The following is a 13,044-nucleotide window of genomic DNA, read 5'->3' as shown; positions in this document are numbered from 1 at the left end:
AAAAAACAAAAACCCGGTCCGCCCAGCGGCGGCCCAGGGTCAGAACTGATAGGTCACACGCACGCCGTAGGCCGGCTGCGCGGTATCGAAATCGCGTGGCGCGTGCAGATCCCAGCCGGCGAAGCCGTCCCAGGTGAGTCCGCCGCGCGCGCCGCGCACGCCGACGAAGGCGCCGACCAGGCTGCGTCCGTCCTGCCCGCTGGCGCTGGGCCCGCCGATGCGGCCGGCATCCACGCCCAGGTACGGGACGATGCCCAGGCGCTGCACCGGCAGATTCAGCGTGTTGCGCCAGTAGGCGCCGCGTTCGGCACCGAGGGTGCGTTCGCCATCGAAGCCGCGCACGCTGTAGCGCCCGCCGATGCTGATGAACTCCGAGCCGAGCAACAGCTGCGAGGCAGTCTGCGCATGCAGGCTGCTGTCCCAGCTGGCGGCGATGCCGCCGAGCTTGAACGGCAGCCCGGTGCTCACGTCCAGCGTGGTGACGCCGTAGCGGAAGCTGGGGAAACCCACTGCCGGGTCGTAACCGCTCCATTGCCCGTCGAACCAGGGCGTGCCGCGGCGGTGCGCCAGGCGCAGGTCCAGCTGCATCGGCCCCAGGTAACGGCGATGGCTGAGGTAGGCCTCGGCGCTGGTGGTGTGGCGGCGCTGGATGCCGATCTCGATGCCGTCCAGGTAGCTGCGCGCCTCGCGCTTGGCCACGACCACGCCGGCGGTGGTCTTGCTGCTGCCGTTGCGGTGGATGACCCGCTGCAGGTCGAGCTGGGCGCTGTTGGATTCGCCACTGGACTGGAAGCTCTGCAGGTAGCCGTCCACGCGCTGGTGGTAGCGGTAGGACGACAGCGACAGCGCGAACGTCCACCAGCCCCACGGCACGCTGTAGCTGAGGCTGTTGCCGCGGGTGCCGCGCTCGGCGCCGTTGTCCACGAGGTCGTGGTTGTAGCCGATCGACAGCAGGTCGTTGATGCCCAGCGGCGCGTCCAGCGCGACGTCGATGCCGCCCTGCGCGCGGCCGGTGGCGCGCACGCCGGAGTCGTCGGCGTTGAGCACGCTGCGCCAGCGCCGGCTGTGCTGCAGGGTGATCACCAGGTCCGATTCGCCGGGCTGCTCGCCCGGGGCGATGTCGATCTTGGCGTCCTGCGAGGGCACCCGCTTGAACTGCTCCACGGCCTGCTCGATCGCGCGCAGATCGACCAGGTCGCCCGGCCGCAGCGGCAAGGCGCTGCGCCAGAACGCACGCCCATCGGCAGATTCCACGCGGACCTGGCGCAAGCGGCCGGGCATCAGCTCCAGGCGCAGGCGGCCGCTGGACAGGTCCTGCTCGGGCACGCCGATGCGGGTGGTGACCAGGCCGCGTGCGACCAGCTGGTCGAGCGCGCGGCGGCGGATCAGATCGATGCCCTCGCGGCCGATGCAGCGCCCCTGGTACTGGCGCAGGGACAGCCACAGCCAGGCGAAGCGCGCGCCATCGGCGCCGGCGCCGCTCAGGTGAATGCGCTGGATCGGGAAGCACAGGGTTTCGGTGGGCAGCGCGGTACTGCGCATGTCGGCCGGCGCCACGGGCTCGCGCGGGCCGGCGAACGGCGCCTGCCGGTCCTGTTCCTGCTTGCGCTGCACCTGTTCGGCCTGGCGCAGCTGTTCCTGGCGGTCCAGCGTGGTCGGCAGGTCCTGGGCCTGCGCCGGCAACGCGCGGCCTGCGCAGGCGCACACCGCCAACGCGGCAAGGACGGTTCCCTTTCTCAACGACACCACGGTAGTTCCCCTGTTACGCATCCGGCGTCTCCCTGCCTGCGCAGGGCGTCGATCGCATCCTTCCGACTGGCGCTGCACCTCGCGTGCATGCGGGGCGAACTGTGGTGGACACCACATGGCTGGAGAATCCGGGTTTCCCCTACAGGATGTCGGGAAATCCCCTAACGCCTGCCGCGTTGCGTGACGCAGACCGCGTTCGATTCGGAACCGTGTCTCCGTTGGCCATATTTGTCTACGGTTGTGTACGCCCGTGGCGGGGCGTGGGCGCGTTGGCCCGAACGCCGCGCGGGCGTGTCCGTCCCGCCACGGCAACGGCCGCGACCCGCTAAAATCGGCCGATTCCCCGCCTAGGTTCCCGCGCCCGATGACCCCGATCGCCCGCACCGCACTGGCCTGCGCCGTGCTCGCCCTGTCCGCCTGCAAGCCGCAGGCGCCGGCCACCGATGCCGCGGCGCCGCCGGCCGCCAAGACCGCCGACGCCGCCTTGGCCGGCGACGACAACCTCAACGCGGTGCTGTGGATGCAGCGCTCGGCCGAGTACCGCGCCGTCGCCGAGCAGACCTATCGCGCCGCCGCCGACCGCCTGGATGCCGCGCTGAAGGCGCCGAACTGGGACGCGCTGGTGCCGGAGGAGCGCGGCAATGCCGCCGCCGGGCTGAAGCCGGCGGTGGTGATGGACGTGGACGAGACGGTGCTGGACAACTCGCCGTACCAGGCGCGGCTGATCCGCAACGGCAAGGAATACGACGAGGTCAGCTGGGACCAGTGGGTGGCCGAGAAGAAGGCCAGGCCGATCCCGGGCGTGGTCGATTTCGCCAAGGCGGCCACCGCCAAGGGCATCACCGTGCTGTACGTGTCCAACCGCGCGGTGCACCTGACCGACGCGACCCTGGCCAACCTGCGCAGCGCCGGCCTGCCGGTGGCCGACAACAGCGTGCTGCTGGGCCTGGGCACGGTGGTCAAGGACTGCGAGCAGAACGGCTCGGAGAAGAACTGCCGGCGCAAGCTGGTCGGCCAGCAGTACCGCGTGCTGATGCAGTTCGGCGACCAGCTCGGCGATTTCGTGCAGGTCGTGGCCAATACCCCGGACGGCCGCGCACAGCTGCTGCAGCAGTACCACGACTGGTTCGGCGAGCGCTGGTGGATGCTGCCCAACCCCAGCTACGGCTCCTGGGAACCGGCGCTGTTCAACAACGACTTCGCGCAGCCGCGGGCCGCGCGCCACCAGGCCAAGCGCGACGCGCTGGAGCTGGCGCAGTGAGCCGCGCGCCGCTGGCGCTGGAGGCGCGCGAACGGCTGATCTTCGCCCTGGACGTGCCCAGCCGCGCCGAGGCGATCGCGTGGATCGAGCGGCTCGACGACGCGGTGGCGTTCTACAAGATCGGCATGGAGCTGCTGGCCTCCGGCGAGTACTTCGACGTGCTGGAGACGCTGGCCGCACGCGGCAAGCGCGTGTTCGTGGACCTGAAGTTCTTCGACATCCCGGCCACCGTCGGCGGGGTGATCCGGCGCCTGGCGCAGTGGCCGGTGGACTACTGCACGATCCACGGCTGGCACCCGGCGATGATGCAGGCCGCGGCCGCCGCCAACGGCGGCGACATGCGCCTGCTGGCGGTGACCGTGCTGACCTCGATGGGCCGCGCCGACCTGGCGTCGATGGGCATCGACCGCGACCCGCAGGAGGTCGTGGTGGAACGTGCGCTGGTCGCGCAGGCCGCCGGCATCGACGGGGTGATCGCCTCCGGCCAGGAAGCGGCGCCGATCCGCCGCGCCACCGGCGCCGGCTTCTCGATCGTGTGTCCGGGCATCCGCCCCGGCGGCCCGGTCGGCGACGACCAGCAGCGCACCGTCGGCGTGGCCCAGGCCTTCGCCGATGGCGCCGATGCGATCGTGGTCGGCCGCCCGATCCGCCAGGCCGCCGACCCGCGCGCCGCGGCCGAAGCGATCCAGGGCGAGATCGCCGCCACCCTGGCGCATGCGGCGGCGCGCTGATCGATCAATAAATATCAATAACTTAGCCAATAAAACTTAAACCATTGCATTAGCTGCGCACTGCCGGTAGCATGCGCAGCGTCCGGCCTTGCCGGAGATGCGCCACAAACCGTTCTCCGGCTTCGGTCGGATTTTGAAGAGGCCCGCGCCTTGGTGCGCGAGGCCTCTTTTTTTGCCCGGCACGCGATCCGGGCAGCCCGCTCAGCGCGGCGCGGCGGCGCAGTAGCGGTCGATGAAGGCCTGGTGCGGCGGCATCGCGTCCACGCAATGGCCGATGGTCTGCTCGATGCTGGCGACGAAGCGTTCGATGTCCGCGGCCGGCACCTGGTCCACCAGCGGGTGGTAGGCGCGCGGCAGGATGCCCTGCCCGACCATCACCTGCACCCAGCTGATCTCGGCGAACATCTCCTCGCCGTTGCGGTAGAAGCGGCCGCTGTCGGCGAACAGGTCCAGCGTCGCCTGCAGCTCCGGGGTGATCGCCATGTGGCGGCACTGCCGCCAGAAGTCGCTGTCGTCGCGCTCGGTGGCGGTGTAGTGCAGCACCAGGAAATCGCGGATGCGGTCGAACTCGAAGGCGATGCGGTCGTTGTAGCGCTGCACCAGCACCGGGCTGATGCCCTCGCGCGGGAACAGCTCCAGCAGCTTGGAGATGCCGGACTGGATCAGGTGGATGCTGGTGGATTCCAGCGGCTCCATGAAGCCGCTGGCCAGGCCCAGCGCGATCACGTTGCGGTTCCACACCTGTTTGCGGCGGCCGGTAAGGAAGCGCAGCGGGCGCGGATCGGCCAGCGCCGCGCCATCCAGGTTGGCCAGCAGCGTGGCCGCGGCTTCGTCGTCGCTGAGGTGCGCGCTGGAATACACGTAGCCGTTGCCGGTGCGGTGCTGCAGCGGGATGCGCCACTGCCAGCCGGCTGCGCGCGCGGTGGCGCGGGTGTACGGCGCCGGCGGGCCGACCTTGGCGCAGGGCACCGCCAGCGCGCGGTCGCACGGCAGCCAGTGGGTGAAATCGTGATAGCCGGTGTGCAGCGCCTGTTCGATCAGCAGGCCGCGGAAACCGGAGCAGTCGATGAACAGGTCGCCGGCGATCACCTCGCCGGAGGCCAGCCGCACCGAGAGCACGTCGCCCGATTCCGGATGCAGCTGCACCTGCTCGACGATGCCCTCGCGCCGCGTCACCCCGCGCTGCTCGGAGAAGCGGCGCAGGAACGCCGCGTACAGCGAGGCGTCGAAATGGTAGGCGTAGGCGATGTTGGCCAGCGGCGAATTGGGCGGCGCGTCGCTGGCCGAGGTCATGAACTTGCCGCGCTTGGCGGCCACGGTGTTGAGCGTGTAGGCGCCCAGCGGCTTGGCCTTGCCGGCCAGCGCCTGCTTGAACCAGTACTGCTGGAACGGCAGCAGCCCGAGCGAATGCCCGATCTCGCTGCCGAAGCCGTGGAGGTAGGAGGTGCCCGGCCGGTGCCAGTCGACGAACTCGATGCCGAGCTTGAAGCTGCCCTGGGTCTGGCGCACGAACTCGGCCTCGTTGATGCCGAGCAGATTGTTGAAGGCCTTGATGTGCGGCACGGTGGCCTCGCCGACGCCGACGATGCCGATCTGTTCCGACTCGATCAGGGTGATGCGGTAGTCCGGGCCCAGCACGCGCGCCAGCGCGGCGGCGGCCATCCAGCCGGCGGTGCCGCCGCCGACGATGACCAGGTTGCGGAGAGGGGCGGCGATCATGCGTGCGCGGTCCTGTGCGGAGAGAAGGGAGTATCCGAGACGCGAACGGGGCCAAGCGGCCCCGTCCGGAAAAACCCCACGCGCGCCGGTCGGGCACGCGCGTGGGCCTTTGCAGTGGATCAGAACTTGGCGCCGATCTCGAAGGTCACGGTGCGCGGCACGTAGTTGATGTCGCCGGTGGTGTTCAAGCCCACGTAGCTGGTGTCCAACCGCCCATCGGTTCCGAAGTAGTTGCCCGATCCGTCCGGACCACCATAGATGTAGCTCGAGTAGTTCTTGAAGTTGAAGGCGTTGAGCAAGTTGATGCGCGCCGACAGCTTGAAGTCGTTGTACACGGTGAAGTCCTTGGTGGCCTGGAAGTCCACCGTGCGGTAGCCCCAGATCTTGCCGCCGACCAGGAACTTGCCGCTACCCGGCGGCACGAAGCCGATTTGCTGGCAGGTGGCACCATCCGCATCGGTGTGGCCGAAGCAGGCGATGGTGTTGACCGGCTCCGGGGTGGCCAGCACCACCTTGGCGCCGAAGGTGATGCCCCACGGCCCGTCGATCGAACCGGAGGCGACGAAGCGGTGCGATGCCGCAGCATCGGACTTCACGAACGGATAGTCGTGGATGGTCGCCTTGTCGAACGCGTACGGCTCGTCGATGTTGCGGTTCTGGCGTGCGCTGGTGTGGGTGTACGACAGGGTCAGGCCCCAGCCCGATTCCTTGGTGTACGGCTTCTCCGCCGACAACAGTACCTGGCTGCTGCGCTGCTCCAGGCCGTTGCTGCCCAGGATCGTGTTCTGGTAGCCGGGCACCGGCTCGCCCCACGGTGCGCTGCCGCTGGCATCGAAATACGAACCGTCCGGATAGCGGTTGATCAGCGACATGGCGAAGCCGTCGTAGCTGAGGATGCGCTGGAAGGTCACATCGGTCAGCCAGTCGCCGACCTGATTGCTGATGCCGATGCTGTACTGGTCGCTGTACGGGGTCTTGATCTTGTTGTTGAACATGAACAATTCGGCGCTGCCGCTGACGCCGGGAATGGTATTGAGCTGATCCACGCCCTGCAGATACTTCGGATCCCACACGGCGCAAGTACGGTCGGCCTTGTAGCACGAGCTGGTGGCCGAATCCTTGAAGTACACCACCACCGGCGACAGCGCCGCCTTGCTGGTCTCCAGCGCCAGTTGCTCGAACAGGTTGCGGTCGTAGGAACGGCCGGCGCCGCCGTGCAGTACCGCGCTCTCGTCGCCGAAGAAATCGTAGGAGAAGCCCAGGCGCGGCGCCCACGCATCCTTGAAGTTCTTGCGGTTGTTGCCGGTGCTGATGTAGTCGGCCACGTTGATGCCGCTCGGCAGCAGGCGGTCGGCCCACGGATGGCCCGGGTTCTCCGGATCGTCGGCGTACAGCGCATTGACGAAGTCCTGCGAGGTGACGAAGTCGGTGTAGGCCGGGTTCTTCTCGTAGTCCCAGCGCACGCCGACGTTGATCATCAGCTTGTCGGTCGCGGCCCAGTCGTCCTGGAGGTAGATGCCGTACTGCTTGGACGGCGACTCCACCGTGGCCTTCTGCCCGGGCGTGGTGTACGGCGCGACGAAATCCACGCGATAAGGGATGGAGGCGATGCCATTGGCATCGACCGAGTAGCTGAACTGCGGATTGAGCGCGGCCGCGTCCTGCGAGGTCAGCTTGATGTCCTTGTAGCTCACGCCCATCTTGATGGTGTGCTCGCCGTGCCACTGGAAGCTGGTGAAGGTCAGGTCGTCCTGCAGGGACCAACCCTTCTGGCTCTTGCGCTGCACGTTCAAGCCGCCGGCCGAACCGGTTTCGAGGAAGGTGTACTCGCCGATGTTCGGGTCGTTGTAGTTGAGGTACTTGTAGGCGATGCCGTTGCCGATGCTCATCGGCGTGGGATTGTTCTCCGAGTTCTCGGTGCCGACGATCAGCTCGTTGAACCAGTTGTCGGCGCTGTGCTGCCAGCGCAGGCTGGCGCGCTTGTCCTTGTTGATCTTGTTGGTGCCATGGTCGGTGGCGCTGGTACCGCCGACGTTGGCGACCTGGGTTTCGTCGCGGTACTGGCCGCTCAGCTCGATGCGGTCGCGATCGGTCGGCTCGAAATCGATCTTGCCGAAATACAGGTCTTCCGAGAACGGCATGTTCGCCGCGCCGTACTGGCTGCTCAGGTTGGAAGGCAGGAAACCCGTGTAGGAACCCGCATTCGCATCGGCCTGGATGCTCTTGGGCGCGATGTTGTCCTTGCCCTCGTAGGCAACGAAGAAGTGCATGCGGTCCTGGATGATCGGGCCGCCCAGGGCGAAGCCGTATTCCTTGGTCTGCGAATCGATCTTGCCGTTGGCCTCTTCATCCGGACGCTTGTCGCGCAGATCCTGGTCGGTATAGCGGTAGAACGCCTCGCCGTGGAACTCGTTGGTGCCGGACTTGGTCGCCGCGGTGATCGCCGCGCCGCTGATCTGGCCGTACTCGGCCTTGTAGTTGGAGGTGATGACCTTGTATTCGCCGATCGCCAGCTGCGGGAACGGATTGCCCTGGGTATCGCTCTGGCCGGCGATGCCGCCGCCCTTGACGTAGCTCTTCTGGCCGACGCCGTCGATGTACAGGTTGCCGGCGCTGGCGTTGGAGGCGCCGCCGCGCAGCTTGGTGTTGCCGTTGCCGTCGATCTGGAACACCATGCCCGGCACGGTGTCGGCGAACTCCAGGAAGTTGCGCGTGGCCTGCGGCAGCTGCTGGATCTGGTGCAGCGAGACGATGTTGCCGACCTCGGAGGTCTTGACGTCCTTGAGCATCGGCGCGGTCACGGTGACCGTGTCCAGCGTGGTCGCCGCGCCGCCCGGCGCGGCGGCCGTGCCGGCATCGAGATCGACCGTGGACGAAGAGGCGACCTGCAGCGTCACGCTGCGCTTGACGCCGTTGGCCTCGACCGTATAGGTGCCAGGCGGCAGGCCGATCACGGTGTAGTTGCCGTTGGGCCCGACCGGCGTGCGTCGCACCGAACCGGTGGCGGTATTGGTGACGACCACTTCGGCGCCGGCCTGGGCCTGGCCGCGCAGGATCGCGGTGCTGGTCTGCGCCATCGCCGGCATCGCCGCGAACAGGCTGGTCGCCAGGGCGCAGCACAGCAGGCTGCGTGCGGGCATAGTGGAAGCGGAACGCTTTCTCTTCATGACAGAAACCCCTCCCAGGGCAGTAAACGGGTTCATTCGTTGTTTCTTCTAGTTGGATGCAGACGGTGAAGGCGGAGCACGACGGGCGGTGTCAGTCCATGGCGGTTCCTCGCTGGGCACTGGACGCACGGACGATCAATTGCGGAGCGATATCGGTGGAAAGCGGCGCATCCACGCTCGCGGTCTGCGGCTCCAGCGCGGCGAGCAGCAGCTGCATCGCGCGCGCGCCGAAGCCGGCGATGTCCACGCGCATGGTGGTCAGCGCCGGGTGCACGTAGCGCGCCATCGGCACGTCGTCGAAGCCGGCCAGGGCGATGTCGTCGGGCACGCGCAGACCGGCATGGGTGAAGGCGAACAGGCAGCCCAGCGCCATCATGTCGTTGGCCGCGAACACCACGTCCGGACGCTGGCCCTGCTGCAACAGCGCCTGCCCGGCGCGGTAGCCGGAGGCTTCGTCGAAGTCGCCGGGCAGCACCCGCGGCGGCACCTGCGGGCAGCGCTCGCGCAGTTCGTCGCGATAGCCGCGCAGGCGTTCGCGCGCGTCGAAGTTGTCGTCCGGCCCGGCGATGAAGGCGATGCGGCGGTGGCCGCTGTCGAGCAGGTGGCGGGTCATCGCCCGCGCGCCGCCGTAGTTGTCCACGTTGAGCACCTGCGCGTCGGCGATGCGCTCGGCGCAGTTCATCAGCACCGCCGGCAGCGTGCCGGGCAGCATGTCGGCGGCATCGCCGGCGTCGGTGCTCAGGTACGGCGACATGAGCAGCAGCCCGTCCACGCGCCCGGGCATGCGCCGCACCGCCAGCCGCTGCTCCTCCGGCTCGCCGTGATAGCTGGACACCAGCAGGTGCAGGCCGCGCTCGCGTGCGACCGTGTCGATGCCGCGGATCAGTTCGGAGAAGAATTCGCCGTGCAGGTCGGGCAGCACCACGCCGATGGTGTGGGTGCGGCGGCTGCTGAGGCTGCGCGCGGCATGGTGCGGCACGTAGTGCAGGGTGCGCGCGGCTTCCAGCACGCGCGCGCGCACCGGCTCGGCCACGTGCTGGTGGCCGTTCATGGTGCGCGACACCGTCGCCACCGAGACGTTGGCCAGGCGCGCCACGTCCTTGATGGTGATGCTGGCGCGCTGTTCCGGCGCGTGTGCGCTGCGCGGATTCACCAGCGTGCCTCCAGGGTCCGGAACGGCTTGGCCAGCACCACACCGGCGGCGTCGTAGGCGTCGATGCGCCGCCCGTCCACGCGCACCTGGGTCGGCCGCGTGCGCGAGGGCCAGGCCACGCGCACCGCGGTGCCCGCGCGCAAGCCGCTGCCGAGATCGATCCGCAGCACGTCGCCGCGCTGGCGCGCGCGCATGCTCAACTGGCCATAGGCGGTCGGCAGGCGCTGCACCGCCAGGCCCTCGCCCTCGACCCAGGCCGGCGGCGTGCCGGGCAGCAGCGCCAGGCCGTCGTCGTCCTCGTGCATCAGCATGCCGAACACGGTGCGCGCGTACTCGGCGCCGATCCAGGTATGCGGCATGTCGCCGAGATAGCGCGGGAAACGCGGCCGCGAATGCACCACTTCGGCCAGCACCTGCCATTCGAACGGGCGGCGGTCGCGCAGCATGTCCTGCAGCAGTTCGTCGGCGACCTGCGGCTGGTCCAGGTGCACGTAGGTCAGCACGTTGCGCATCTCGTACGGCGAATACGCCCACAGCGCATTGGGCTGCTTGCGCTTGCGCACGTCGTCCAGATAGCGCGCGAAGGTGGTGCGCAGCGCCTGCTCCGGCAGCAGGTCCTGCTGGCCGGTGGGATCCAGCGCGATCGACACGCTGCTCGGATCGCCATCGCCCAGGTCGGCCGCGGCGGGGATGAAGTCGGCGCCCTTCCACGCCATCGTGGCGCGGATCGAGGCGGCCAGCGAGGTGCGCAGCGCGGCGTACTGTTCGCGCGCCCAGGCCGCGGTCGCCGCGTCGCCCAGCGACTCGGCCAGCCACGCGCCGTCGTGCCAGCCCTTCAGCGCCCAGTAGTCGTCCCAGTAGCTGTGGGTGGGGCTGGAATAGCCTTCGTGGCTGATCGACGGCGCCAGGATGCCACGGAAGCGTTCCGGTGCCGGCTGCTCGCCCATGTAGCCGGGCACCAGGGTGCGCTCGCGCAGTTCCTGCATGAACTGCATCGCCAGCTTCACCTTCGGCAGGTAGGCACGCACGCTGTCGGGGCCGCCGTCCAGGCGCGCCACGTCGGCGACCAGGGTGATGTATTCGCCCTGGCTGTCGTACTCCAGGTCCGAGCCGAAGCCGTCGTTGACGCTGCCGTCGTCGTTGAGGATCGGCGACACCAGCCCGTTCGGGTGCACCGCGTGGTCGCTGTACCACTGCAGGTAGTCGCGCGCGACCTGCGCCTGGCCCATGCGCAGCAGGATCGCCGAGGTGGCCATGCCGTCGCGGATGAAGGAGCGGTTGTAGTTGCGCGGACCGGGCTGCATCGCCGGGCCGGTCTGGTTGATCAGCATGTACGCGGCCTGCGCGCGCAGCATGTCGACCAGGCTGGCGTCGGGCAGGCTCAGGCCGACATTGCCCAGCCGCCGTTGCCAATCCGCGGACACCCGCTCGGCCAGCGCATCGAAGCGGCGGCCCGGGTCGCGCGCCTCGGCGCCGAGCAGCGCGGCGCGATCCAGCGCCGGTGCAGGCGGCAGCCGGCCCTGCGCATCGGCGCCGGCGGTGCCGAGCGGGAATGCCAGCACCACGTCCTGCTGCGCGCCCGGCGCCAGCGTCACCGCGTAATCCAGCATCGCCGCGGCCAGGCCGTCGGCGTCGTGCGCCTGGCGTTGCGCCGGCAACGTGCCGGCGGCGACGTGGCGGGTGATCTCGGTTTCGCCGTGCGCGCCGAACGCCTCGGCGCCGGCGCCGCTGGGCGCGCTCAGCGATTCCAGCAGCAGGCGGCCGTTGACCCGCACCGCGGCGTCCTCGACGGCCACGTCGTGGATCGGCGACAGGCCGCCGTTCTGCCACGGCGGGTTCATCTGCATCGGCCGCACCAGCAGCGACAGCGTGCCGCTGACCGGGCTGCTGCCGGTGTTGCGCAGGCGATGGCGCAGCAACGTCACCGGCTGGCCGCCGTGTTCGAGGGTGAAGGTCTCGCTGCGCAGTTCCAGCCCCGGCTGCGGCGACCAGCTCAGCGACGGCATCGGCTTCCAGCCATCGCGCAGCGCATGCGTCAGCGCGTGGCCGTCGGCACCGGCAGCGGTGCCGGAGGCGTCGCGCCACAGCGGCTGCACCAGCGGCGCGCCCTTCCACGCTTCCAGGTTGCCGTATTCGTCGAAGATCGATTTCTGCCGCCCGGCATGGATGCCGACCGCGGTCCAGTAGGTCTGCTGCATGTGCAGCGAGGCCGGGAACAGCGCGCCCTGGCCGCGTTGCGCGGCGATCTGGTAGCGCTTCATCGGCGTCATCACCGCCTTCGGCCCGAGCAGGCGCAGGCGGCGCAGCGCCGGTGCGGCCGCGCCCGGCACGGCATCCACGCTCAGCCGCAGCGCGCGCGCCTCGACCGGCGCGGTACCGGCCAGATAGGCGCTGTAGCTCTGCCCGGCCTGCGGATCCTCGGCCAGCGTGCGCCAACGGCCCGCGGCGTCCTGCGCCTGCAGCCGCGCCGCGCCATGCGCACCGGCGAATTCGACGATCAGCCCGGCGCTGGCGAAGGCGCGCGGGAACGCGATGTCCAGCTGCCGCGCCTGCGCGCCCTTGCCGGGCAGGGTCAGCGTCGTACCGCCTTGCCACAGCGCCGCCGCCGCATCCGCCGGCACGCCGCGCAGCCGCGCGCTGTCCGCTGCGCCCAGCGGCTCCATCTCGTAGATCGAGATGCCCCAGTCGGCGGTACGCTCGGGACTGGCCAGGCGCAGGTAGCGCGCGCTACGCGGCGCGAAGAACAGCGTCTCGGTGCCGCCCATCGAATCGGCCATGGTGTAGACCGTGTCCCAGCGCTGGCCGTCGTGCGAGGTCTGCAGCAGGAAACCCTCCGGATTGGCGCTGTCCCATTGCAGGCGCACGCCGCCGATCCGCGCCTCGCGGCCCAAGTCGACCTGGAACCAGTGGCCGGGGCTGAACGCGCCGCCAGTGCGGGTGCTGGCATCGCCGTCGATCAGGTAGCCGATCGCCTGCGCCTTGACCTGGCTGGAGGAACTGGAGGCATGCCATGCCTCGCGCGGCGGCAACCGGCCGTCCTGCGCCTGTGCGGGCAGCGTCATGACCAGGCCACACAGGATGCCGGCCAGGGCCGATCCGCCGCGGCCGATGTCAGCGTGACGCAGTGCGCGGAAGATTTCGGATATGTAGCGCACTGGGACCCCCGTCCAGTACCGCCTCGAGGCAAGGTGGGCGGACGGTAACAGCAACTGCAAGCGGTTACATGATGCGACGCAACATTGCACAATGTGGCGGCACACTGTG

General features: G+C 69.3%; 7 protein-coding genes. 2 read left to right on the top strand and 5 right to left on the bottom strand.

The features are described 5' to 3' along the window. Positions 1–39 precede the first annotated feature (39 nt). On the bottom strand, positions 40–1,770 hold the full coding sequence (locus NRY95_00950; GenBank protein ID UYC16583.1) for a ShlB/FhaC/HecB family hemolysin secretion/activation protein: 1,731 nt from the start codon (positions 1,768–1,770) through the stop codon (positions 40–42). A 343-nt stretch (positions 1,771–2,113) separates the two neighbouring features. On the opposite strand from NRY95_00950, the gene NRY95_00945 reads away from it, so the two are divergent. Next, positions 2,114–3,010, top strand: coding sequence for a 5'-nucleotidase, lipoprotein e(P4) family (locus NRY95_00945; GenBank protein ID UYC16582.1), 897 nt, complete (start codon positions 2,114–2,116; stop codon positions 3,008–3,010). Further along, positions 3,007–3,741, top strand: coding sequence for an orotidine-5'-phosphate decarboxylase (gene pyrF, locus NRY95_00940; GenBank protein ID UYC16581.1), 735 nt, complete (start codon positions 3,007–3,009; stop codon positions 3,739–3,741). The genes NRY95_00945 and pyrF overlap by 4 nt, the downstream gene beginning before the upstream one ends. A gap of 201 nt (positions 3,742–3,942) precedes the next feature. On the opposite strand, the gene NRY95_00935 is transcribed toward pyrF, so the two are convergent. From NRY95_00935 to NRY95_00920, 4 genes are all read right to left on the bottom strand, one after another. After that, a complete protein-coding gene (locus NRY95_00935) occupies positions 3,943–5,460 on the bottom strand; it encodes a tryptophan 7-halogenase (GenBank protein UYC16580.1) in 1,518 nt (505 codons plus the stop codon). A gap of 119 nt (positions 5,461–5,579) precedes the next feature. Continuing rightward, a complete protein-coding gene (locus tag NRY95_00930; protein ID UYC16579.1) occupies positions 5,580–8,627 on the bottom strand; it encodes a TonB-dependent receptor in 3,048 nt (1,015 codons plus the stop codon). Between the two features lie 91 nt (positions 8,628–8,718). After that, positions 8,719–9,780 (bottom strand): LacI family transcriptional regulator, encoded by a 1,062-nt coding sequence (locus NRY95_00925; GenBank protein ID UYC16578.1) that lies wholly within the window; start codon positions 9,778–9,780, stop codon positions 8,719–8,721. Beyond that, entirely contained in the window at positions 9,777–12,842 is a 3,066-nt protein-coding gene (locus NRY95_00920; protein UYC16577.1) for a discoidin domain-containing protein, read from the bottom strand. Before NRY95_00920 ends, NRY95_00925 begins: the two co-directional genes overlap by 4 nt. Positions 12,843–13,044: the final 202 nt, after the last annotated feature.

Source organism: Xanthomonas campestris pv. phormiicola (genome assembly GCA_025666215.1).
GTDB classification, from domain to species: Bacteria; Pseudomonadota; Gammaproteobacteria; order Xanthomonadales; family Xanthomonadaceae; genus Xanthomonas_A; species Xanthomonas_A campestris_A.
Note: the sequence above shows the minus strand (reverse complement) of the source record. Positions and strands in the feature narration are given on the sequence as shown.